The organism is Flavobacterium sp. 245 (assembly GCF_004362055.1).
Classification (GTDB): domain Bacteria; phylum Bacteroidota; class Bacteroidia; order Flavobacteriales; family Flavobacteriaceae; genus Flavobacterium.
In genome coordinates, this window is the sequence record NZ_SNXB01000014.1 from 43,934 (window position 1) to 67,913 (window position 23,980).

General features: G+C 34.1%; 25 protein-coding genes. 16 read left to right on the forward strand and 9 right to left on the reverse strand.

What is annotated here, in order from left to right; all coding sequences use genetic code 11:
• Nucleotides 1–12 precede the first annotated feature (12 nt).
• The 3 genes from EV145_RS20600 to EV145_RS20610 all read right to left on the reverse strand — a co-directional run bounded on the left by EV145_RS20600 (nucleotide 13) and on the right by EV145_RS20610 (nucleotide 2,053).
• The gene (locus EV145_RS20600; protein WP_133527074.1) at nucleotides 13–915 is read right to left on the reverse strand and encodes a PhzF family phenazine biosynthesis protein; all 903 of its coding nucleotides are present in this window, start codon (nucleotides 913–915) and stop codon (nucleotides 13–15) included.
• A 73-nt stretch (nucleotides 916–988) separates the two neighbouring features.
• The gene (locus EV145_RS20605; RefSeq protein WP_133527075.1) at nucleotides 989–1,546 is read right to left on the reverse strand and encodes a YdeI/OmpD-associated family protein; all 558 of its coding nucleotides are present in this window, start codon (nucleotides 1,544–1,546) and stop codon (nucleotides 989–991) included.
• Nucleotides 1,547–1,603: 57 nt separating this feature from the next.
• Entirely contained in the window at nucleotides 1,604–2,053 is a 450-nt protein-coding gene (locus tag EV145_RS20610) for a protease complex subunit PrcB family protein (protein WP_133527076.1), read from the reverse strand.
• 297 nt (nucleotides 2,054–2,350) lie between these two features.
• On the opposite strand from EV145_RS20610, the gene EV145_RS22690 reads away from it, so the two are divergent.
• The 3 genes from EV145_RS22690 (at nucleotide 2,351) to EV145_RS20625 (ending at nucleotide 5,469) form a co-directional block, all read left to right on the forward strand.
• Nucleotides 2,351–3,085 carry a DUF4375 domain-containing protein gene (locus EV145_RS22690; RefSeq protein ID WP_410501086.1) on the forward strand — a complete coding sequence of 245 codons (735 nt, stop codon included), beginning with the start codon at nucleotides 2,351–2,353 and terminating at the stop codon, nucleotides 3,083–3,085.
• Nucleotides 3,086–3,192: 107 nt separating this feature from the next.
• Entirely contained in the window at nucleotides 3,193–3,759 is a 567-nt protein-coding gene (locus tag EV145_RS20620; protein WP_133527077.1) for a hypothetical protein, read from the forward strand.
• A gap of 159 nt (nucleotides 3,760–3,918) precedes the next feature.
• Complete coding sequence (locus tag EV145_RS20625) at nucleotides 3,919–5,469, forward strand: patatin-like phospholipase family protein (protein ID WP_133527078.1); 1,551 nt, start codon at nucleotides 3,919–3,921, stop codon at nucleotides 5,467–5,469.
• Between the two features lie 44 nt (nucleotides 5,470–5,513).
• Here EV145_RS20625 and EV145_RS20630 read toward each other — a convergent pair whose 3' ends face one another.
• On the reverse strand, nucleotides 5,514–5,996 hold the full coding sequence (locus EV145_RS20630; RefSeq protein WP_133527079.1) for a hypothetical protein: 483 nt from the start codon (nucleotides 5,994–5,996) through the stop codon (nucleotides 5,514–5,516).
• A gap of 197 nt (nucleotides 5,997–6,193) precedes the next feature.
• Here EV145_RS20630 and EV145_RS20635 point away from each other — a divergent pair, with 197 nt between their 5' ends.
• Nucleotides 6,194–6,613, forward strand: coding sequence for a lipocalin family protein (locus EV145_RS20635; protein ID WP_133527080.1), 420 nt, complete (start codon nucleotides 6,194–6,196; stop codon nucleotides 6,611–6,613).
• 80 nt (nucleotides 6,614–6,693) lie between these two features.
• On the opposite strand, the gene EV145_RS20640 is transcribed toward EV145_RS20635, so the two are convergent.
• Complete coding sequence (locus EV145_RS20640; protein ID WP_133527081.1) at nucleotides 6,694–7,173, reverse strand: hypothetical protein; 480 nt, start codon at nucleotides 7,171–7,173, stop codon at nucleotides 6,694–6,696.
• 231 nt (nucleotides 7,174–7,404) lie between these two features.
• On the opposite strand from EV145_RS20640, the gene serS reads away from it, so the two are divergent.
• The 7 genes from serS to proC all read left to right on the forward strand — a co-directional run bounded on the left by serS (nucleotide 7,405) and on the right by proC (nucleotide 15,103).
• A complete protein-coding gene (serS, locus tag EV145_RS20645; protein WP_133527082.1) occupies nucleotides 7,405–8,676 on the forward strand; it encodes a serine--tRNA ligase in 1,272 nt (423 codons plus the stop codon).
• A gap of 80 nt (nucleotides 8,677–8,756) precedes the next feature.
• The gene (lgt, locus tag EV145_RS20650; protein ID WP_133527083.1) at nucleotides 8,757–9,581 is read left to right on the forward strand and encodes a prolipoprotein diacylglyceryl transferase; all 825 of its coding nucleotides are present in this window, start codon (nucleotides 8,757–8,759) and stop codon (nucleotides 9,579–9,581) included.
• 71 nt (nucleotides 9,582–9,652) lie between these two features.
• Nucleotides 9,653–11,434 (forward strand): tetratricopeptide repeat protein, encoded by a 1,782-nt coding sequence (locus EV145_RS20655; RefSeq protein WP_133527084.1) that lies wholly within the window; start codon nucleotides 9,653–9,655, stop codon nucleotides 11,432–11,434.
• Between the two features lie 153 nt (nucleotides 11,435–11,587).
• Complete coding sequence (locus EV145_RS20660; protein WP_133527085.1) at nucleotides 11,588–11,899, forward strand: DUF4286 family protein; 312 nt, start codon at nucleotides 11,588–11,590, stop codon at nucleotides 11,897–11,899.
• A 186-nt stretch (nucleotides 11,900–12,085) separates the two neighbouring features.
• The gene (rsmA, locus tag EV145_RS20665; RefSeq protein WP_133527086.1) at nucleotides 12,086–12,871 is read left to right on the forward strand and encodes a 16S rRNA (adenine(1518)-N(6)/adenine(1519)-N(6))-dimethyltransferase RsmA; all 786 of its coding nucleotides are present in this window, start codon (nucleotides 12,086–12,088) and stop codon (nucleotides 12,869–12,871) included.
• The gene (gene mgtE, locus EV145_RS20670) at nucleotides 12,855–14,204 is read left to right on the forward strand and encodes a magnesium transporter (protein WP_133527087.1); all 1,350 of its coding nucleotides are present in this window, start codon (nucleotides 12,855–12,857) and stop codon (nucleotides 14,202–14,204) included. Before rsmA ends, mgtE begins: the two co-directional genes overlap by 17 nt.
• Nucleotides 14,205–14,317: 113 nt before the next feature.
• Entirely contained in the window at nucleotides 14,318–15,103 is a 786-nt protein-coding gene (gene proC, locus EV145_RS20675) for a pyrroline-5-carboxylate reductase (RefSeq protein ID WP_133527088.1), read from the forward strand.
• A 70-nt stretch (nucleotides 15,104–15,173) separates the two neighbouring features.
• Here the strand turns inward: proC and EV145_RS20680 are convergent, their stop codons facing one another.
• Genes EV145_RS20680 through nhaA form a run of 3 tightly spaced genes read right to left on the reverse strand, consistent with a single transcriptional unit; the run spans nucleotide 15,174 to nucleotide 17,037 of the window.
• Nucleotides 15,174–15,575: a c-type cytochrome gene (locus EV145_RS20680; RefSeq protein WP_133527089.1), complete on the reverse strand. Its 402-nt coding sequence runs from the start codon at nucleotides 15,573–15,575 to the stop codon at nucleotides 15,174–15,176.
• Nucleotides 15,576–15,590: 15 nt separating this feature from the next.
• Nucleotides 15,591–15,890 carry an antibiotic biosynthesis monooxygenase family protein gene (locus EV145_RS20685; protein WP_133527090.1) on the reverse strand — a complete coding sequence of 100 codons (300 nt, stop codon included), beginning with the start codon at nucleotides 15,888–15,890 and terminating at the stop codon, nucleotides 15,591–15,593.
• Nucleotides 15,891–15,900: 10 nt separating this feature from the next.
• A complete protein-coding gene (nhaA, locus tag EV145_RS20690) occupies nucleotides 15,901–17,037 on the reverse strand; it encodes a Na+/H+ antiporter NhaA (protein ID WP_133527091.1) in 1,137 nt (378 codons plus the stop codon).
• A gap of 182 nt (nucleotides 17,038–17,219) precedes the next feature.
• Between nhaA and EV145_RS20695 the strand changes: the two genes are divergently transcribed.
• Nucleotides 17,220–18,182, forward strand: coding sequence for a 2-hydroxyacid dehydrogenase (locus tag EV145_RS20695; protein WP_133527092.1), 963 nt, complete (start codon nucleotides 17,220–17,222; stop codon nucleotides 18,180–18,182).
• 191 nt (nucleotides 18,183–18,373) lie between these two features.
• Nucleotides 18,374–18,649 (forward strand): TM2 domain-containing protein, encoded by a 276-nt coding sequence (locus EV145_RS20700; RefSeq protein ID WP_133527093.1) that lies wholly within the window; start codon nucleotides 18,374–18,376, stop codon nucleotides 18,647–18,649.
• 68 nt (nucleotides 18,650–18,717) lie between these two features.
• Here EV145_RS20700 and EV145_RS20705 read toward each other — a convergent pair whose 3' ends face one another.
• Nucleotides 18,718–20,520 carry a GNAT family N-acyltransferase gene (locus EV145_RS20705; protein ID WP_133527094.1) on the reverse strand — a complete coding sequence of 601 codons (1,803 nt, stop codon included), beginning with the start codon at nucleotides 20,518–20,520 and terminating at the stop codon, nucleotides 18,718–18,720.
• Nucleotides 20,521–20,641: 121 nt separating this feature from the next.
• Between EV145_RS20705 and EV145_RS20710 the strand changes: the two genes are divergently transcribed.
• From EV145_RS20710 to EV145_RS20720, 3 genes are all read left to right on the forward strand, one after another.
• Nucleotides 20,642–21,403 carry an exodeoxyribonuclease III gene (locus tag EV145_RS20710; RefSeq protein ID WP_133527095.1) on the forward strand — a complete coding sequence of 254 codons (762 nt, stop codon included), beginning with the start codon at nucleotides 20,642–20,644 and terminating at the stop codon, nucleotides 21,401–21,403.
• A 184-nt stretch (nucleotides 21,404–21,587) separates the two neighbouring features.
• Entirely contained in the window at nucleotides 21,588–22,532 is a 945-nt protein-coding gene (locus EV145_RS20715; RefSeq protein WP_133527096.1) for an OmpA family protein, read from the forward strand.
• 244 nt (nucleotides 22,533–22,776) lie between these two features.
• Nucleotides 22,777–23,814, forward strand: a complete 1,038-nt coding sequence (locus EV145_RS20720) for an aldo/keto reductase (protein ID WP_133527097.1) — start codon at nucleotides 22,777–22,779, stop codon at nucleotides 23,812–23,814.
• Nucleotides 23,815–23,980: the final 166 nt, after the last annotated feature.

Here is a 23,980-nt window from a genome sequence, read left to right on the forward strand (position 1 = left end):
AAATATTTTCTGTTAAATATAAAGTTCGCCTTTCATAGTAATAATCGAAGAACCGCCAACTAAAATATCTTCTTCACGATTCATAACTTCAATCAACGATGCCTGTTTTAATTTTACGCCTTGAAGAATTTTGTATTCCTTTTCAGATTTAGTGAATTTCTTTTGTGTTAAAAAACCAATTAAAGGACCTGCAGCGGTGCCTGTCGCTGGATCTTCATTTATCCCAATTATGGGATTAAAAAATCTTGTTTCAACTATATGTTCTTGATCGCCATTGGCAATTGTGAAACAATAAAACCCTTCAAAATTATATTCTTTTGAGATTTCGATTAAGAGTTGGTTGTCTGGAATGCAGCTGTTAAGTAATTGACTGTTTTTTATGGGCACCATTGTGTGGGCGACTTCAGTTTTAACGATTGTTGGGACAAAAGCATTCACATCTAAATCTTCAATTTTTAAGCCGAGAGCCACCGCAATTCTATACGTTGGGATTTCCTGTTTGATAACAGCCGATTTTTGATGCATTTGAACAACAGGATAAAAAGTAACCGGATCAAAGCTTACCGTTACAGGTATTGCTGAATGTTTCATGATTACAAAAGGCTCACTTTCGTTTTGGTCCTCAAAAATTGGGATTCCTTTTAACAGAGCGCCACAGACTGCGCCTAACAAATTGTGTCCTGCGCCGTCGATTTCGATTCCGGTTGGAGTAAATGAACGAACCATCAGTGCTTTTTCTCTGGCAGAGTAATAGACAAAAGAAGTTTCGGAATAGCCAAATTCTTTAGAAATATCTTTATAGGTTTCTAGTTTTAGATTTCCATCAGTAAAAACCACCGAAAGCGGATTTCCTTTGTAGCTTTCGTTTGAAAACACATCCAAAACGTAATATTCTAATGCTTTTCTTCCTTCCATTCCTTTTTCTTTTTAGCTGAAACTTTTTAGACGGAATAAAGTTACTGTTTATACTATACTAAAGCAATAGGCATTACAACATTCGTTTTCCCTCGGCGCTAAATTTTATTGCTTTCTCTAATCTCGCAAGTCTGGTTTTTTCTTGCTTGGCGCTCATAATTACGTGAATGATTACTTTTTTGTACGATGGAGCCTGATTATTGAAATATTCCCACGCTGTTTTATGAGCTTTAAATTGTTTTTCAAACTCAGGATCGAGAACATACGCTTCGTTTTCATGCGAATAAATTTTGGATCTTTCTTCAGATCTGAATTCGAAAGCTTTAATTCCGGCTTCTTTCATGAGTCCGGCTTTTGTAAGCTGTTCTATTTTCTTGATGTTGATTGCACTCCAAATACTTGATTTTTTTCTTGGCGTAAATCGGATAGTGTAACTTTCATCATCAATAGTTTTTCGAATGCCGTCAATCCAGCCAAAACAAAGTGCTTGATCAACCGATTCTGACCAGGTCATACACGGTTTTTTACTTTTCACTTTGTAGAAACCTACTAAAAGTTCCGTTTCATTTTGATAATGCTTTTCTAGCCATTCTCTGAATTTTTCTTGAGTGGAGAAGAAGGTTGGTGCCATTTTATTCGAATGTTATTATCTGTAAAAATATTATAAATAACAGAGAATAAAATTGATTTATTTAAAAACAACGGTTTTGTTCGATTTTGCAATCTTGACAATATGAAAAGGCTGTGTAATTACAGAGGTAAAACCGCCTTTTTTTAATTGTTCAACTTTAACTGTTATCTGGCTGTTTGATTGTGTAATGTTGGTAATGTCGATAGAATAGCCGCCAGAATGACGCACTTCGTCAAAAACAGCAATGACCTGATATTTTGTAAAATCAACATTTGTGTCTGGTGATTCGTATAAAGCTTGCGTAATGATATTTAATTGTGACAATAAAGCATTCCATTCGGTCTCGTTTGTAATGACCCTATTTGATTTAGGAATAGTTCCATCTTTGGGGCCATAAATGTCATTTTGCAAAATTGTTGTAAACGAAACATTTGATCTTTCTGAATCATCATTACTGCAACTTGCTAATGTTAATACAAGGCTTAGAAATAAAATAATCTGTTTCATGTTTTTGGTTTTAAGTTGAAATATAGATTGTAATGTTTTGCTAATTAAAGAGATAGCGTTTTTGTTAAATGGTTGCGTTTCAATTTTATTTTTTTTTAAAGAAACTTGGAAAAATGATTTTTTCTTATGCAACCTTGATTGCGTTAGGGATAGTAGCGGAAAGCCCACAGCCTGACGAAGGAAGTGCGAGGACTTGAAGCGGATAGCCCGGCCCGGAGGGAAACGCCCAAAAAAATATTGGTGTTTGTATTATTATTTCCACGAAATTTGCAAATGAAAACCTGAAGGATAGAAATCATGGGGAAGGGACCAGAAAAAAATACCAAAAATAAGGCTTTGCACACTAAGTTGCTCAACAGGAAAAAGGCTAAACTTAGAGAAGAAAAGGAAGCTCAGGCCAAACGGTTGAAGGCTTTGGCAACTAAAATAAATGAAAAAACGAACGGCGAAGATTTAGATCTTAGCATAAACAATTCAAAACAAGATACAATGGAGGAATTTGGCAGAATAATAGTTTCAGAAACGGCAATGAAAAGTGAAAATCCGCAGGATGTTGTACATTCTAATATTTCGGTAATCAACTTAATGCGCGAAGAAGGTGTCGATGACGAATTGATTCATGAAGATGCAATTACGAGTTATTACCTTGATTATTACTATTCGCAATATGCAGAAGGAAATTTTGCGCAGTTTGTGCACAATTCTGGATGGAACAAAGAATTAAACGAATTGATCGAAGAAGGTCTGGCTTTAATTGGTGCCGAAAAACACTTGGAATTGTTTTTGGAACAAAGCAAAAAAGTTAGAATTACGAGTAATATTAAATTGGATAAGTTTTTAAAAGGAAAATTAGAAGGCGCAAATCCAGTTCGTGATGCTTTGAACAACGATAAATTTTTTGAATTAGAAGAAAATCTTGCAGAGCTAAATGCTAATTTCTTGAAGAATCACCCGGATTTTGAAGTGCTTTCGGTAGACGAGATGTTTGCGGCTTTAGAGGAATTTGTGGGGCATGAAATTAAAAGAGCTTAATATTTTTAACCGCAAGGTTAAGCTGAATTAGTAAAATTATATTCACAAACGCTTGTTTTTGAATTAATTGAGTTAATTTTAGTTCTGTATAAATATTGTTTTTATTTATGGAAGAACTAACGCACATCAAGTCGATTATCGGGATTATTCTCGGGTTGAGTTTGACACATCTGATAAAAGGATCGGTTATTTTTATTCAGCATCCGGGACGAAAGAAAATTTATTTTGTGCATTCGCTTTGGGTGTTTTATGTTTTTTTGCTGATTATCCATTTTTGGTGGTGGGAGTTTAATCTGAAATTGATAACCGAATGGTATTTCATAGATTACTTTTTTATAATCTGTTATATACTGATTTATTATCTGCTCTGCGCGATTTTATATCCAGACGATTTAGTGGATTATACGGGTTATGAAGATTATTTTTATTCTCGTAAAAATTGGTTTTTTTCTATATTGGCGATTAGTTTTATAGCTGATATTGTTGACACGGCGATAAAAGGCGGTGATTATTTTTTATACAATCAAACCGAATATTTTGTTCGGATTATAGGTCATATTATTTTGTGTTTTGTGGCAATAAAAGTCAATAATAAAATGTTTCATACTATTTTGGTTTTGCTGTTTATTGTTTACGAACTCTCTTATATACTGAGACTGTTTAATACAGAGTGAGTTTTTTTGTTTAAATCTCGCAAAGCCGGGAAGTCGCAGAGAAAACAAAACTTTGCGACTTCGCGACTTTGCGAGAGTAATTGCCATTTCTTTAAAACATTCTTAGCGAATTTTTGCAGACTTCGCTTGGAGTGATTTATCTATTTTAAAACAACCAAAATGAGATTTAAGTACTGCCCAATTTTGCTCGTTATTTTTGCTCAAACAGCAATTTCTCAAAACAAAATAAATCTATTTTCAGAAATCAATTATAGCTCGATTCCTGAAGTTTCACTTGCTGATTATAAATCGGTTCAGGAAAGAGATTCAAAATTTCAAAACCCTAATATTGCTTTGGGAGTTGGGATTTCTGGTGGAGGTTCGAGAGCGCAGTTTTTTAGCATGGGCGTTCTTTTGGGTTTAGAAGAAATTCAGGAAAATGACTCGAAACGCAATTTTTTGAATGAAGTTGATTATTTTTCGACTGTTTCTGGAGGCTGTTACTCGGCGGGATATTATTTGACGGTTTTGAAAAATAAACTGCAATATGATAATTGCTCTTTCAATGAATTTTATTTTTCTAAAGCCGATGCTTATAAATCGGATGTAAATAAATCAGCGACACTATTATCTCTTCTTAACAATAGCCGAAACGAAAAGGGCGAAAAAGTCTCAATGGCGCAAAGATTAGATTTTGAAGTTTTGCAATATGATAGTGCAAATCCTGAAAACGAGAATAAGTTTAAAACTCAAATGCTTTTGGCTGACTTTTTTGTTCCGAAAGACAGTAAACTAAGTCCGAAATTACCAATAATGGTCGCTAACGGAACGGCATATAATAACGGAGAACGTTTTCCGTTCATGCCGCATATTATTCGTGCTTTGAAAATTAATGCTTCTTTGGCTCCCAATAAAGCGCCAATTCCACTTGACGGAAATCAAATAAATAATGGTTATGATTTTCCGTTGACATATGCTATTACAGCGAGTTCGGCGTTTCCTGGTGTTCTTCCAAAAACAAAATTCGGAATCAAAAACCAGGACAAAATTTTATGTGTAATTGATGGCGGAGCATCAGACAACACGGGCTATGAAACGCTTATTGAATTACTTCACAGCGATACTAAAGTTAAAGACAAAAATAAAAAAGCACTTTTTATTGATTGTTTGGGACCCGGAAAAAAAGCGCCATTTATAAACGACGAGAAAATTAGATTGCTTTCGCTTTTAGAAACAGCTTCTTTATATACGGTTCAAACGCGTTATATTACTTTTGAAAAAGATGTTGAAAATGTTCTAGATAAATACAAAATACCGACTTCAAATTACCAGATTATCGGTTTTAGTACTTTGCGAAATTATTTGTCAAGTTTAAAAAAAGATCAGGCTTATGAAGATTTGGTCACACAATTAAAAAATACCGATGATGGAGTTGCAAGCTGGCTAAAACTTCATGATGATTTTAGAACACAGTTGATTGCAAAATTCGGTGCGGAGCACTTTAAAAAAGATAAAAATGGCGAGCTTGTACTTTCAAGTTTAAATCAAGACACGTTTAAAAATTTTAGTGCCGGCGAACTTTTGATGCTATATGAATATGCATCTCACGTTGAAACTAAACTAAAAATATCTCCACAAGAAAAAGAAATGTTATTGCTCGCTGGGCGCTATGCCGTTTATATAAAAACGGATGAACTAAAAGCGTTGCTGGCAGAAAATAAAGGATTGTAAAAGGAAATTAACTTAGGTAAATGGGACAATGCCCAACTAAGATCTTATCTTAATTGAGCATTATTAGAATTTGCATATTCAACCTGAATTTGTTTAATAGTTTCGTCAAGCGCTACTATCTCACTAAAAGCTCCTTGAAGCATAGTCGCTGCTTTAGCTTCGTTGTCTTTAGTGGTTAAAATGTCTATGTTTATTTCAAAACCGTCCATAGAAGTTATGCTTGTAGAAAACATTTCAAGCATCGTTTTTCTTAAACCTTGGTCGGAGTTTAATGGCGCTAAAAGCTCAATTGGCTTTTGTGCTTCTATTAATTTGTTTCTGGTCGTTTTAATCAGTGCCAGAAATTCTTTTTTTGATTCTGGTTTCCCAATAAAATTCAAACTTCCTTTTAGGAATTCCTCATTAGCTTGGAAAAGCTTTGTGTGAGCCTCGACGATTTGGTTGTTGTAGCTCTCTGTAGTTCTTTCATTACAGCTGATAGATAGTGATGAAATAATTAGTAAGAGCACTAGAGTAATTTTTTTCATAGGTTAAAACTTTGTAAATTATTGTTAAACAAATATATCAGAATTATTTGAGTTTTATGATTCTACACTGTTTTTTAGGTTTTTTATGAATAAACTTACGAAATTGTAATAATTATGTAAATCATCGGGAAATTTATGTAACACATCGAGAAGGCTTTGAAATTAATTTAGCAGTATTAATTTTAAAGAAATCAAACATGAAAACTAGAAGCTTATTACTCGCCTTAATACTTAGTATTGGATTATTTTCAACATCTTGCAGCAATGATGATAATGAAGGGGAAACACTAATTCCGTTAGAAGGAAAATGGGATCTTAGCAAAACGGGAACTGTCATTAATGGAACAGAAACATTGATTGATGCGCCAGAAAATCAAAGTGGATGCAACAAAGATTATCTAGAGTTAAAATTGGATAATACAGTAAATATTGGTGATTATAGTTCAGCTGTAAGTGCTTGTGCACTAACAGTTCAATCAGGAATTTATTCAAGATCACACAATAATATAACTACTGTTGTTAATGGTGTGACTAAAACCCAGGATATCGTAAATCTAACACTTAAAGAATTAAAGGTGAAAGACGCAGCTGGTATAATCACGGTTTATACTAGATAATGAGTAAAAAATAAATCCTTAATTGTAGGATTTATCACGAAACGGAAATAACTTTTTTAAAGTTGTTTCCGTTTTTTATTTTATCTCAATTTTCCATTGTTGTAATACGCATATTGAACCTGAAGATCTTTTATCAGCTGGTCTAATTCTGTAAATTTTGAAATATTTTCCCTAAATAGTTTTGCTGTTTTTTCTTCGTTGCCTTTTTCTGTAATCAAATCGACATTTACAGCATAAAGATCCATCGCATCTTCGGTGCTGGAATACATTTCTAAAATAGTCCTTCTTAAACCATGATCAGTAAAAGGAACTAAAGCTTCGACTGGCTTTTTTCCTTCATTAATTTTTATTTTGGTTTCTTTAATCAAATTAATCAACAAATCTTTAGATTCAGGGTTTCCTGCATGAGATGCCGCTTCTTTGTAAAAATTATCATTGATGTTAAGCAATTCTTTATGAGCTAAAACAATAGTATTATTATAGCTTTCAAGAGTTTGCTGATTACAGCTTGTAATTGTTGCAGCAACAATTGCTAAAAATAAAAGTATTGTTTTCTTCATTGGTTGATTTTGTTAACTACAAATATATAGAAATTGGAGTATGCGATCAATAAAGAAGTATTTTCTGATTTAAAGAAAATTTTATTAGTGAAAATAAAAAATAAATATTTAAAGCGATTTTACTAAAAAGATAAAAAAAAACCAAACAATCAACTTTGTAGTATTCTTAGGAAACATTTCCTTAAATTTGCTTCCATTATAAAAAAATACAATAGTTACAAAAATCAAGCTATGTTACAAATCGCATTTATTAGAGAAAATCAAGAGAAAGTAATCAAGGCTTTAGCAAAACGAAATATCGATGCTAAAAGCGTTGTTGAAGAGGTGGTGCAATTAGATGAAAACCGTCGTGCTGCGCAGGCAGAATTAGACAATGTTTTATCTGAATCTAATAAATTATCCAAAGATATTGGCGAGTTAATGAAGGCTGGTGAGAAATCAAAAGCGGCTATTTTAAAAGAAAAAACAGTTTCTTTAAAAGAAAAAAGCAAAGAACTTGGAGAAAAAGCCGAAGCTCTTGCTGTTGAATTGACAAACAAATTATATACTTTGCCAAATCTTCCTGCCGATATTGTTCCAGAAGGAAAAACGCCAGACGATAACGTAAATGTTTTTGAAGAAGGAGAAGTTCCAGTTTTGCATGAAGGTGCACAACCACATTGGGAATTGGTGAAAAAATATGATATTATTGATTTTGAGCTTGGTGTAAAAATTACTGGTGCCGGTTTTCCTGTTTACAAAGGAAAAGGTGCTCGTTTACAGCGCGCTTTAATCAATTATTTTTTAGATAAGAATACTGCATCAGGATATAATGAAGTTCAGGTGCCGCATTTGGTAAACGAAGCTTCAGGATTTGGAACAGGACAATTGCCAGACAAAGAAGGGCAAATGTATCATTCAACAATTGATGATTTATATTTGATTCCAACGGCTGAGGTTCCAGTTACAAATTTATTCCGCGATGTTATTTTGAACGAAAGCGATTTGCCAGTTTTGCACACGGCTTACACACCATGTTTTCGTCGCGAAGCAGGTTCTTATGGAGCTCACGTGCGCGGATTAAATCGTTTGCATCAATTTGATAAAGTTGAAATCGTACGTATCGAACATCCAGAAAAATCATACGAAGCTTTAGACGGAATGGTTGAACACGTAAAAAATATTCTTCAGGAATTGAAATTGCCATACAGAATTTTACGTCTTTGCGGAGGCGATATGGGTTTCACATCGGCTTTGACTTATGATTTTGAAGTGTTTTCTACAGCGCAGGATCGTTGGTTAGAAATCAGTTCTGTTTCTAACTTCGAAACTTTTCAGGCAAACCGTTTGAAATTACGTTTCAAAGACAAAGATGGTAAAAACCAATTGGCACATACTTTGAACGGAAGTTCATTGGCGTTGCCTAGAGTTTTGGCCGGAATTTTAGAAAATTACCAAACACCGGAAGGGATTGTAATACCAGAAGTTTTACGTCCTTACTGTGGATTTGATATTATAAATTAATTTAGTTTACAGTTTACAGTCGCAGTTTACAGTTTTGTACTGCGACTGAAAACTGCGACTGAAAACTGAAAACCGGGATTATGAAGAACGGAGTTTTAAATTGGAATGTAGATCCTGTAATAGTAATGATTACAGACAGTTTTCCGTTAAAATATTACGGAGCTCTTTTTGCTATCGGACTTTTATTAGGTTATTATATTGTTAGAAATATTTATAAAAAGGAAAACATTTCTATAGAAAATCTTGACAGTTTATTGGTTTACGTAATTGTGGGAACAATTTTGGGCGCCCGATTAGGACATTGTTTTTTTTATGAGGCTGACTATTTTTTGCAGCATCCGATAGAAATACTTTTGCCAATTCAAAAAATTGGAGGAGTTTATAAATTTGTTGGTTTTCAAGGATTGGCAAGTCATGGAGGAACAATAGGCGTTTTAATTGCGATGATTTTATATTGTAGAAAGTACAAAGTGAAGTTTTTGTGGTTGCTGGATAGAATGGCAATTGGTGTTCCGGTTACAGGCGCTTTTATCAGATTTGGAAATTTTATGAATTCGGAAATTTACGGAAAACCTACTAACGGAAATTGGGGTGTTGTTTTTCAAAGAGATGATTTAATTCCAAGACACCCAACACAATTGTATGAAGCATTTTCGTATTTGTTGATTTTTGGAATTTTATTTTGGATGTATAAATCAGACAAAATAAAGAATACCAGCGGATTACTATTCGGAACTTTTTTGACTCTATTGTTTTTAGCTAGGTTTATAATTGAATTTTTCAAGGAAAATCAGGAAATTTTTGAAAATAATATGATCATAAATATGGGACAAATTTTAAGTATTCCCTTTATTTTAATTGGATTAACTTTGATTATCTGGAAATCAAAACTTGAAATGAAGTAGAGTTTTAAAACTGATTTTAACTCCGAGACTGAATACTGCGCTAATAAGATGCCACATTAAAAAACTGAAGTATGAAAAACATCTTTATCTATATTGTTTTACTGTGGTCAAGTCTTATATTTTCTCAAAATGAGCAATTGGCTCAATATTACTTCGATAAAGGCGATTTCGAGAAAGCAAAAGTCAGCTATGAAGAGCTTTTGACAAGTGCGCCGTCTAATACGCAATATTTTTTAAGAACGATTGACTGTTATCAGCAATTGCAGCAATATGCAGTGGCCGAAAAAGCGCTTCAGGATCGTTACAGTAAATACAAGCAAGGCGTTTTTTTGGTAGAATTGGGCTATAATTACCAATTGCAGAAAAATGAATCTAAAGCAAGAAGCTATTACGATCAGGCAATCGAAAAAATCAAAGCAAACCCGAATGATGTTTACGGAATTGGAAACTCATTTGAGAAAAAAGTGTTGCTCGAATATGCTTTAAAAGCCTATCAGACCGCAATGCAGATTCAACCAAATTACAACTTTAACTTCCAGATTGGAATGTTATATGGTCAATTGGGCAGAACAGATGAAATGATTGACCTTTTGCTGGCAGAATCCTATAAAAATCCGCAGAATGCTAATTTAATTCAGACACAATTATCGCGTTTCATGAATGGTGAAACAGATAATACTGCTTTTAAAGATGCCATGCGAAAAGCCTTGATTTTAAAAACACAAAAAGATCAGGATGTTTTCTGGAATCATTATTTGAGCTGGTTTTATGTGCAGCAAAAAGAGTTTGGAAAAGCTTTTATTCAGGAAAAAGCAATTTATAAGCGTGAACCGGAATCACTTTCGAGTATTGTCAATTTGAGTCAGTTTGCATTGAATGAAGACGATACTGAAACAGCTGCAGAGATTCTGAATTTCATTCTTTTAAATACTAAAAATTTAGATTTGTTGATTGAGACAAATTACTATTTGATGGAAATCAAAATAGAAAAAGCACAGGAAAAAGATTATCCTGCAATTGATGCTGAACTACAACAATTGCTGACAACTTACGAAATAACTCCTTTTACCTTATCTTTGCAATTAGTTAGAGCACATTTTACTGCTTTTAACTTAAAAAATCCCGAAGAAGGGATCGCAATTGTCAAGCACGCATTAGAGTTTAATTTAAATGATTACCAGGAAGCCGATGCTAAAATGGAATTGGGTGATATTTTGCTTTTGCAGGAAAAATTCAATCAGGCGCTTATTTACTATTCGCAGATTCAATTGGATTTAAAGAATGATGTAATGTCGCACGAAGCAAGTTTAAAAGCCGCTAAAACAAGTTATTATAAAACCGATTTTGAGTGGGCTTTAAAGCAGTTTAAAGAATTGAAATCGGCAAGCACACAATTAATCGCAAACGATGCGCTAGAGTATTTTTTGTTAATTAATGATAATACGGTTGCTGATTCGACACAAACAGCTTTAAAACAATTTGCCAAAGGTGATTTTTTAATTTATCAAAATAAAAAGCAAGAGGCAATTACACAGTTTCAGAACATCCTGAAAGCCTATAAAGGCCAAGAAATAGAAGCTGTTACAATGTTGCGTTTAGGTAAAATATATGAAAGCCTAAAAGATTTTAATTCGGCGTTAAGCCAATACCAGCAAATAATTGACAATCATAGTGACGGAATTTATGTCGATGAAGCGCTGTTCTTTTCGGCAGAAATTTATAACGATGAGCTAAAAGATATTGAAAAAGCAAAACCTTTGTACGAAAAGGTGATTTTTAACCATCAGGACAGTATTTACTTTGTCGATGCGAGAAAAAAATACCGAGAGTTAAGAGGAGATAAGAATTTATAGTTTGGTTTAATCGGTTAATCGTTTAACTGTTTAATCGAATAAAAGATTTTAAAAAAAAGAATTAGTAATATGAAGATTTGCGTAAGATTTTAAGAATCAAAAAGTAAAAAACTTAGTCTCTTAGAACCTTAGAATCTCAGAACCTTTAAAAAAATGATAATTTACAATATAACTACCAATATACACGAAAGCGTTCATGACCAATGGTTAAAATGGATGCAGGAGAAACATATACCAGAAATTCTGGCGACAGAAAAATTTTCTTCAGCACGAATTGTGAAAGTTTTAGTTGAAGAAGAAATGGGAGGGATCACCTATTCTGTTCAATATACAACAGACAGTAAAGATACTCTTGAGAAGTATTATCTTGAAGATCAGCCAAAATTTGACAGAGAAGCATTAGAATTATTTGCAGATAAAATGCTTTCTTTTAGAACAGAATTAGAAGTTATTTCAGATCATTAAAAGAGATTGTTAGATTTTTGGACTTCTTAGATTTTCTGAAAATTGTAGAAATTCGAGTCTTTGTGGCAGGATAAAAAAATAAAGCTTTGTTACTTTGAGCCTTTGAGGCAAAAAAAGTGAAATAAGCTTTGACCCGTAGCATCAAAAAGAATACTTTTGCGCCCTCGTGGCAAAACAAGTAAGAAAATGGAAAAAGTAAAAGCCAAAAAGCATTTAGGACAGCATTTCCTTAAAGACGAAAGCATCGCAAAAGCAATTGCTGATACTTTAAGTTTAAAGGGATACGATGAGGTGTTAGAAATAGGACCAGGGATGGGTGTGCTTACTAAATATTTACTTGACAAGCCTGTACATACAAGAGTAATCGAAATTGATACAGAATCTGTTGCGTATCTGGATGCGAATTATTCAAAACTAAAAGGTAATATCATTTCAGAAGATTTTCTGAAATACAATATAAATCAGGTTTACGAAAACAAACAGTTTGCTATAATTGGCAATTTCCCGTATAATATTTCAACTCAAATTGTTTTTAGAACGCTTGAGTTTAGAGATCAGATTCCTGAATTTTCAGGAATGTTTCAAAAGGAAGTTGCAGAGCGAATCTGCGAGAAAAAAGGCTCAAAAGCCTACGGAATCTTGTCTGTGCTGGCACAGGCTTTCTATGATACTGAGTATTTGTTTACTGTAAGCGAAAATGTTTTTATTCCTCCGCCCAAGGTCAAGTCGGGTGTGATGAAAATGACCCGAAAGGAAGATTACAGTCTTCCTTGTGGTGAAAAGTTATTTTTTACGGTTGTAAAAACGGCTTTTCAGCAAAGACGAAAAACATTACGTAACAGTTTGAAAACATTAAATTTATCAGATAATTTGCGAGAAGACACTATCTTTGATAAACGTCCCGAGCAGCTTAGCGTTGACGAATTTATTGTTTTGACTCAAAAAATAGAAGCCGATGGAGTTCAAAGTTAGCAAAGAATTTATCCAACAACTAGAGGAGCATATCGTTAAGAAAAATGACAACGAACTTGAAATTTTACTTAATGATCTTCACCATGCCGATATCGCCGAAATTCTTGACGAATTAGATTTTGACGAAGCAACCTACATTTTTAAGGTTTTAGATAGTGATAAAACAGCTGAAATTCTTCTTGAATTAGAAGATGATCTACGTGAGAATATCTTAAGCCGACTTTCACCTAAAGAAATTGCTGAAGAGCTCGATGAGCTTGAAACAAATGATGCGGCCGATATTATCGCTGAGCTTTCGCAGGAAATTAAGGCAGAAGTTATCTCGGAGCTGCTCGATGTTGAGCACGCAAAAGATATTGTCGAATTATTGCGCTATGATGAAAACACGGCGGGTGGTTTGATGGGAAAGGAGCTTGTGAAAGTCAACGAAAACTGGAACGTATTGACTTGTGTAAAAGAAATGCGAATTCAGGCAGAAAATGTTTCACGAGTACATTCGATCTATGTTGTTGATGATGAAAACCGTTTAAAAGGCAGATTGTCTCTTAAAGATTTGCTGACCACTTCTACCAAAACGCAAATTGGAGATATTTATATCCGAAAACTAAATTTTGTAAACGTCGATACTGAAGATGTTGAGGTAGCGCGTATCATGCAGAAATACGATTTGGAAGCTATTCCGGTTGTAGATGAACTTGGACGATTAGTAGGGAGAATTACAATTGATGATATCGTAGACGTTATTAAAGATGAAGCAGATAAGGATTACCAATTAGCAGCGGGTATTACGCAGGACATTGAAAGTAATGACAGTGTTCTTGAATTAACGAAAGCGCGTTTGCCTTGGCTTTTAATTGGAATGGTGATCGAGATTGTTGCTTCCTTTGTTTTGAAAGATAATGAAAGTGCTTTTCAAAAATATTCCACCTTAATTATTTTTGTGCCTTTGCTATCAGCAACTGCCGGAAATATTGGTGTTCAGGCTTCGGCAATCGTTGTTCAAGGTTTGGCAAATGGAACTCTTAAGGAATTCAGCCGTAGTTATTTTAGTAAAGAACTTACCGTTTCAATGATTTCAGGAAGTATTATTTCATTTCTTTTGCTTGGATATCATTCTCTTATGTATGGACAATATTTAGTAGGTGTGGCTATTTCAATTTCAATGATTGTTGTGATTTTGTTCGCTGCAACTTTAGGAACTCTCGTACCGCTTTTTCTTCATAAAAATAAAATTGATCCTGCCATTGCAACGGGTCCGTTTATTACGACAACTAATGATGTGTTTGGAATTATGCTTTATTTTGGAGTCGCTAAAATGATTCTAGGGTTTTAGATTTTTGGCACAAATTAATAGATTACAGTGATTTAAAATCTTTAAATTCTATGTAATTTGCAATCTGAAGAATTAGGTGTTAATCTGCCAGAAATAAATTAAAACCAAGCAAAATGAAAGTACACATTATTGGAGGAGGAAACCTTGGCGTTTCTATTGCCTTGGGAATTGCTAAATTTTCGAAAAACAACCAAGTTACTGTTACACGAAGAAACATTGCCAGTATTCAATATTTGACTGAATACGGAATTACAGTGTCTAACGATAATAAACACAATATTCAGGAAGCTGATGTTGTGATTTTGACTATAAAACCTTATCAGGTTGATACGGTTTTAGATGAAATTTTGCCTGTAATCAAAGACAAAACGATCGCTTCGGCGGTAAGTGGATTGTCTTTGGATATGCTTCAGTCAAAAACAATGAACGAATATCCTGTTGTGCGTATCATGCCAAATATTGCGGCACAGTTTGGAGAATCGGCAACTTGTATTTCTTTTCCTGAAACAGATCGTGAAGAAGCGATGCCAATTGTAGATTTGTTTCAAGATTTGGGAACTGCTCCGATTATCGATGAAAAATTAATGGATGCAGCAACTGTTTTAGGCGCTTGCGGAACAGCTTACGCATTGCGTTATATTCGTGCTTCTATGCAGGCCGGAATTGAAATTGGATTTGATTCCAATACAGCTTTGGCAATAGCCGCACAAACAGCAAAAGGAGCCGCAAAAATGTTATTAGAGGAAAAAGTGCACCCAGAACAATTAATCGACCGTGTAACAACACCTCAAGGCTGTACAATTGTTGGTTTGAATGAAATGGAACATAACGGTTTCAGTTCGTCATTAATAAAAGGAATCAAAACTTCTTTGAAGCAGATTAAAGGTTTATTGAAGTAAAATTATAAATCATAAAATTCCAAATTCCAATTTTCATAGTTGGAGTTTGGAATTTTTGTTTTTTAGTAATTTATTCGGCGTGGCAATAATCAATTAAATCATTGACATCTTTTGTAGATAGTGTTTTAGAAAACAGTGTTTTATGATAGTCTATAGCTAGAGCTTCAACTTTTGTGCTATCAATTTTATGCTTTTTATTGGTAAGCCAATTAATAAATATAATTGAGTCAATTTTATGAAGTGCCGGCCCGGTTGATTTAGAATCTTTTTTGTGGCAGGCAGCACAATTTGAATCAAATAGTATTTTTCCCTTTTTTTGATTGGCAGTTAAATTGTTTTTTTTAAACTGTTTTTGACTTTGCGTTGCACAGCCAGGATTTTCGCAGTTGCTAAATCTCGAATAAATAATTGTTCCTGCTATGAGGAGGATAATTATTAGGGAGGAAAGATATAAAAGCCTGGATTTTTTCATTATTATATCTTTTGATTACGCAAAAACTTCAAAATGTTCAACATTCTCTTCAAATTCTAAAAGAAACTGCTCATCTTCTGGGTAATACTTTGCTTTTTCAAAATCTTCCCCAGCAAAATTTTTAATGACTTCTAGGTTTTCCCAATACGTTATAAGTGTAAAATGTCCTTCGTTATTTTTGATATTTCTCAAAAAGGAAAGTTTCACAAATCCTGTTGTTTTTTCATAATCGGGAATAGCAGTTTTGATCATAAACTCGGTGTAAACCTCATAATCGTCAACTTTTGTTTTTCCGTGCCAGATTCTTGCGATCATGATTTTAAATTTATTTTTTATTCAACGTATATTTTAAAAAGACGAATCCAAAAAATCCTGAAAGTAACGACGCAATTAAAATAGCAATTTTAGAAAAAACAATTGTTTCAGGATCTTTAAACGCTAAAATGGTAATAAAAATAGACATTGTAAAACCAATTCCGCCTAGCATTCCAGCGCCCAAAAGATGTGACCATTTTAAACTTTTTGGCAACGCACATAATCCCGCAGTAACGCCAATCGAAGAAAAAAGAACAATTCCGAGCGGTTTTCCAATTACTAAGCCAAGTATAATTCCAAAAGTGTTAGGATGGTTCAAGCCTTCGTGCCAATCGTTTGTTATGGCAATACAGGTATTTGCAATGGCGAACAACGGTAATATGATAAAAGCAACAGGTTTGTGTAAAAAATGCTGCAGTTTGTACGAAGCTGAATTTTTGCTGCCATCTCCAAACGGAATTACAAACGCCAGTATAACGCCTGTAATAGTAGCATGAACGCCAGAATTCAGCATAAAATACCACATAATAATACCGCCAATCAAGTACGGAATGATATTGTGTATTTTCATTCTGTTGAGAATAAAAAGAAAACCCCAAATTCCTAAAGCTATTGCGAGATTCACAAAAGCAATTGAGGTTGTATAAAAAATAGCGATAACAATTATAGCACCTAAATCGTCAATTACGGCAAGAGCGGTTAAAAATACTTTTAGTGACGGTGAAACTTTTTTTCCTAGCAGGGACAAAATCCCAATTGCAAAAGCAATATCAGTTGCCATTGGAATTCCTGCTCCATTTTGGGTTGGGGTGCCAAAATTTAAGGCCAGAAAAATCGCAGCTGGAACCAGCATACCGCCAAGAGCAGCCATAATTGGTAATGAAGCATTTTTTATGTTTGATAATTCTCCGTGATAAATTTCACGTTCTAATTCTAAGCCAATTAAAAGAAAAAAAATGGTCATTAAACCGTCGTTAATCCAATGTGTGATAGAATGCCCGCCGAAATCTTTTTCCCAAAAAGCGACATATGCTTCAGAATAAGCGGAATTTGCTAAATACAAAGAGCATATTGTTACAAATAATAAGAGAAGGCCTCCAGATTTTTCGTTATTAAAGAAAGATTTAAAAGTTACAGTTAATTTCATTTGCGAAAAGGTTTTGAAGATTTAAAAAGGAAGGAATTTCTTCGAAGGCTTGTATTTTCAAAGTTAAAGAAAATCTGAACAATAAAAAAGTTTCGCCACAAAGTCGAAGCGATATAGCGGTTTTTAATAGGGATGGAATATTAAATTAACTGTATTTTTGTACTTATAAAATTCAAAATATAATGAGTGTAAAAATTCTTCACATAGACAGTAATAATCCTATTTTATGGAATCAATTAGAAGAAGCGGGTTTTGAGAATCATACCGATTTTAAATCTTCGAAAGAAGAAATCGAAGCTAAAATTAAAGATTATAACGGAATTGTAATTCGAAGCCGTTTCAAGATCGATAAGACTTTTTTAGATAGTGCAACTAACTTGCAATTTATAGCAAGAGTAGGAGCAGGTTTGGAAAGTATCGATTGTGATTATGCGGAAACAAAAGGAATTCACTTAATCGCGGCTCCAGAAGGAAACAGAAATGCTGTTGCAGAACATTCTCTAGGCGTAATATTATCGCTTTTTAATAATTTAAATCAGGCCAATGCCGAGATTAAAGCCGGGCAGTGGAACCGTGAAAGCAATCGCGGTCATGAATTAGACGGAAAAACGGTTGGAATTATTGGTTACGGAAATATGGGAAAAGCTTTTGCTAAAAAACTACGCGGTTTTGATACGGAGGTTTTGTTTTATGATATTTTAGAAAATATTGGTGATGAAAATGCCAAACAAGTTTCATTGCAGGAGCTGCAAAAAAAAGCTGATGTTTTGAGTCTTCATTTGCCTTGGACGCCAGAAACGGATAAAATGGTCGATGCAACTTTTATAAACGCATTTTCGAAGCCATTTTGGGTCATAAACACTTCACGCGGTAAAAATATCGTTACGGCAGATTTAGTTGAAGCTATGAAGTCTAAAAAGGTTTTAGGCGCAGGTTTGGACGTTTTGGAGTATGAAAAATTATCTTTCGAAACATTATTTCAAGATAAAAACACGCCAGAAGCATTTCAATATTTGCTGGAAGCTAAAAATGTTTTACTCACGCCTCATATTGCAGGATGGACTTTTGAAAGTCATGAACGTTTGGCTCAGGTAATTGTCGATAAAATCAAAGAGATTTATTCAAATGGAGCTTTCAAAGCATAATTTTAACCGCTTTTTGCTTTATTATAGCTTTTAAGCGAATTTAATAATAAGTATTTTCTGTAAGTTTGATGGATGAGATTAGTTTTTAAAGTTATTTTTTTTTAATATTGTTATCAGATTTTTAACAATATTTTCGAAAAGGAGCGGCCGAAAATCCTTAAAAGAGTAGGATTTAATTAATCTAATAAAAAATGGAAAATACAAAGTATGAGGCTTGGAATACCCCATCGAGGCCAAGAGAAGAAAATAAAAAAATTTCAGCAGGAATTCTGGCTATTTTAGTTGGTGTTTTTGGGATTCATAAATTTTATTTAGGTTATACAAAAGAAGGAATTATTCATTTACTTTTGGGCTTAATGTGCGGTGTTGGTGGTGTGATTGGTATAATTGAAGGAATTTTGTATTTGACAAAAACAGACGAAGAGTTTTATCAGACTTATCAAGTAGGTTATCGAGGCTGGTTTTAATTAACTTATAAATATGTAAAAATCCCATCTGTTTTCACGGATGGGATTTTTTTTATAGCAATTGCAATTTAATCTTCTTTTTCAGAGAGCTTTTTCTCTAATTCAATTTGAAACTCTTCAATTACTGGTTTCATCGTGCTTTCAGGAATATCAGCAATTCTGATGTACATTAAGCCATCAACGGCATTATTGAATAACGGATCGACATTGAAAGCAACAACTCTCGCGTTTTGTTTGATGTACTTTTTGATTAAAACCGGCAAACGTAAATTTCCTGGTTCTAATTCGTCAATTATCTTATCAAATTTGTTCAAATCAGATTCGGCTTCATCAAAAATAAAGTCTTTATCAGCATCTTTCAGTTTTACTTTATAAGCTTTCTTCGGATGAATATATTGTGCAATGTAAGGATCGTAGTAATTCGACTTCATAAATTCAATCATCAATGATTTAGAGAAATCAGAGAATTGATTGCTGATACTTACGCCTCCTAACAAATATTTATGCTCTGGATGACGTAAAGTGGTGTGAATGATTCCTTTCCAAAGCAAGAATAATGGCATTGGTTTTTGCTGATATTCGCGAATGATGAAGGCACGTCCCATTTCAATAGATTTGTGCATCATATCGTGAAGTTCCTGCTCAAATCTAAAAAGATCTGTTAGGTAAAAACCTTCAATTCCATATTTCGGATAAATCTCAGAGCCTAATCCCATTCGGTAAGCTCCGGCGATTTTCTTAGTGTCATCATCCCATAAAAACATGTGGTGATAATATTGATCGTATTGATCTAAATCGATCGATTCGTTTGTTCCTTCGCCAACTTCGCGGAAAGTGATTTCACGCAAACGGCCAATTTCATGTAGAATATTAGGAATTGATTTTGCTCTGGCAAAAAATACTTCGTAGTTTTTACTTTGTAATAAACGGCAATCACTATTTCTTAAAGCATCAACTTCAGCTATCATTTTTGATTCGTTAGCTGGAGTAGCGATTTTTTTAGGTGCTTTTGAAATTTTTAAGCTTGCTGTGTCAATAAGTTTGGTATCCTTTTCAAAAGGATTAGCAAGCATATAGGTTTTCTTTCTTAAAAATTCTGAGTATTCTTCAAACGATTCAATTTCGTTTTGTTCGTTAACTGAAATTGGTTTTCCAATACGAACTTTGATTACACGGTCTTTCTGCGTAAGCAATTCTGACGGAAGTTTTGCTGTACGCAAAGTGTCATCAATTTTTGAAAGCCAATAGAATAATTTGCTGTTTTTAGCGTGAAAATAAATAGGCACAACAGGAACTTTTGCTTTTCTGATTAACTTCAAAGCGCCTTCTTCCCAAGGCTTATCAACCATTAATTTTCCGTCTTTGTACGTTGAAACTTCTCCGGCAGGAAAAATTCCTAAAGGCTTTCCATCGCTTAAATGGCGTAAAGTTTCTTTGATTCCAACCACACTTGATTTTGCATCCTTATGATTTTCAAAAGGATTAACCGGCATTATGTATTTTTTAAGCGGAACGATTCTATGTAGTAAGAAATTTGCAATAATCTTGAAATTTGGTTCTCTCTCGAGCATTAATTTCAAAAGTAAGATACCATCAATTCCTCCAAGCGGATGATTAGAAATAGTAATATAAGCGCCATCTTTTGGCAAACGTTTTAAATCTTCTTCCGGGATTTCAAATTTGATTTCCATCTCATCCAAAATTCCGTTTAGAAACGCAACATCCTCTAAATGTTTATTATGGTCATAAATTTTATTAAGAGTTGAGATCTTAAGAACCTTCATAAGAATCCAGCCTGAAAAAGTACCGAATACTCCGTACTTATCAACATTTATTGCCTTTGCAACTTCTTTCGCGGTAACTAAACCCATGTACTATTTTTAAATTATTAGAGCAGCCAACAAAGATAACAAAAAACTCTACTTTTCCCTTATGCAATTATAAACTTTCCACTTTTTTATTACATTTGGAATCCTAAAAAAAAATAGCAAGATGAAAATTATTTCTTATAATGTAAACGGAATTCGTGCCGCAATAACTAAAGGTTTTATTGAATGGCTACAGCAGGCAAACCCTGATGTAATCTGTCTTCAGGAAATCAAAGCAACACAGGATCAAATTCCGGTTGAAGCTATAACGGCGGCGGGCTATCCATATCAATATTATTACCCAGCTACTAAAAAAGGTTACAGCGGCGTTGCAATCTTGTCGAAAATTGAGCCAAAAGCAGTGGTGTACGGAACTGGAATTCATCATATGGATTTTGAAGGACGTAACCTGCGTGCTGATTTTGAGGACTGCTCTGTAATGAGTTTATATCTACCGTCGGGGACAAATATTGAAAGATTAGATCATAAATTTATGTTTATGGACGATTTTCAAACCTACATAAATGAACTGAGACAGACGATTCCGAATCTGATTATCTGTGGCGATTATAATATTTGTCACGAAGCAATTGATATTCATGATCCTGTTCGCAACAAAACGGTTTCTGGATTTTTGCCGGCAGAACGTGCTTGGCTTGATGCGTTTATGAAATCAGGTTTTATAGACAGTTTCCGTCATTTTAATAAAGATCCGCATCATTATTCATGGTGGAGTTACCGCGCCGGAGCCAGAGGAAACAACAAAGGCTGGCGTATTGATTACAATTTAGTGAGTGATTCGATGGGACATCGATTAAAGCGCGCTGTCATTCTTCCAGATGCTGTTCACTCAGATCATTGCCCAGTTTTAGTCGAAATCGAGTAAAGTTTGGTATTGTTCTTGTTAACAATGTATAGATTTTGTTCTAGGAGCTGTTTCCTGCTGTACACTATATCTTTTGCGGCGAACCCCGCCACAAAAGGATGCCGTTTCCATCAGGGCTAGGGCCTCTAGGTAACAAGAAAATGTGAATTATTAATATAGCCCCAAATAAAAACTAAAAAGTAAAATGATTAAAAAAGCCTCCATCGGATTAGTAGTTTTAGCTTTGTCTGCAACTTCGTGTGTATCCAAAAAGATTTATAACGATCTTGAAACAAAATATTCAGATTTAAAAAAAGAAAACCGTTCTATTGCCGATGAAAACGCTGGATTGAAAAGCGCAAAAAATCAATTAGAATTAGATCGTGATAAACTGACAAAAGATTTGGCAAGCACAAAAGATGATCTTGCAAAGCAAAAAGCTGATCTAGCAGCGGAGCAAAAAAAATACAAAGTTTTACAGGATTCTTATAATGCATTGGAGAAAAACAGCAATGATGCATTAGAAAGCAACATGGCGAAAAACCGTGATTTGTTGGCACAATTAGAAGCTAAATCTAAAAAATTGGCCGATGAACAAGCTCGTCTAGATAAAACTGCAAGCCGATTAAAAGAGCTTGAAGATATGATTGCTGCTAAAGAAGAATCGATGCGCAAACTAAAAGAAACTTTATCTAAAGCTTTAAATGGTTTTGAAGGAAAAGGTTTGACTGTAGAACAGAAAAACGGAAAAGTATATGTTTCTATGGAAAACAAATTACTTTTTAATTCAGGAAGCTGGGCGGTTGGAACTGAAGGAAGAAAAGCAGTTGTAGAACTTGGAAAAGTTTTGGGCGACAATCCAGATCTTTCGGTTTTGATTGAAGGTCATACAGATGATGATCCATATGCTGGTTCAGGACCAATTGCAAACAATTGGGATTTATCGACTAAAAGAGCTACTGCGATTGTAAATATTTTAAGCGAAAATGCTAAAATCAACAAACAAAAATTGACTGCAGCAGGACGAAGCGAATTTTCTCCTTTGGCAAGCAACGCGACTCCAGAAGGAAAAGCTAAAAACCGTAGAATCGAAATTATCTTGACACCAAGATTAGATGAGATTGCTGAAATGCTTAATAGCATTAACTAAGATTCTGAGATACTAAGGTTCTAAGATGCTAAGATTTAAAAAAGGGTTCAAAGTTTTGCTTTGAACCCTTTTTTTTCTCCAAAAATAAAGCCTTAGCATCTCAGAATCTCAAAAAAATCTTGTAGATTTTTTAACTTCTGTACTATTTTCATTTGAAGAATCCCGTTGTATCTTTGAAACTATAATTTAAGAAAAGAAAAAAACTTAGCATCTTAGTATCTCAGAACCTTAGCAACTAAAAAAAATGATCTACACTACATTACCCAACACTGATATAAAAGTTAGTAAAATCAATCTCGGAACAATGACTTTTGGTCAACAGAATACAGAGGCTGAAGGTCACGCACAAATGGATTATGCGCTTGAAAGAGGTGTTAATTTTTTTGATACTGCCGAAATGTATTCCGTTCCGGCAAGTGAGGCGACTTACGGAAGTACAGAAAAAATTATCGGGACTTGGTTCAAGAAATCAGGAAATCGTGATAAAGTGGTTTTGGCGTCAAAAATTGCGGGTCCAAATGCGAGTTTTGGATATATGCGAGAGAAATTAGATTTTTCTCCCGCAAGTATAAAATTCGCTGTTGAAAACAGTTTAAGAAGACTTCAGACCGATTATATTGATTTGTACCAAATGCATTGGCCAGAAAGAAAGACAAATAACTTTGGACAGCGCGCTTTTCACGGTCATAATGATGCTTGGGAAGATAATTTCAGAGAAATTCTGGAGACATTTGACGGATTAATTAAAGAAGGGAAAATCAAACATATTGGAGTTTCAAATGAAAATTCATGGGGAATGATGCGTCTTTTAGAAGAGAGTAAATATCAAAATCTGCCGAGAATTAAAACCGTTCAAAATCCTTATAATTTATTGAACCGACTTTTTGAAGTCAATGCTGCAGAAGTTTCAAAATATGAGAATGTGGGTTTGTTAGCTTATTCGCCATTAGCATTTGGTGTTCTTACCGGGAAATTTTTAACTGGAGAAAGCCACCCGAAAGCGAGAATCAATCTTTTTCCGCAATACAAACGTTACAATAGCGATCAATGTACGCAAGCGACAAAATTGTATCAGGAAATTGCCAAAAAACATGGCTTAACGTTAACGCAATTGGCAATGGGATTTGTATTGCAACAGCCATTTTTGACAAGTGCAATTATAGGCGCTACAACATTGGAACAATTAAAAGAAAATATTGATACAATTGATATAGTGCTTTCTAAAGAAATTCTTGCTGAGATTGATGCTGTTCAGGCAATTATTCCTGATCCGGCGCCTTAAATTTATTTGCCACGATGGCGCAAAGACACAAATGTTTATTTAATCTCGCAAAGACGCAGCGTCGCAAAGTTTAACTATTAAATTCAATAGCGTCCAGCTTCAGCTGGATGGAAATATAAACATAAATAAAAGGGCTTTAGCCAAACTTTTACTAGTTTGGCTAAAG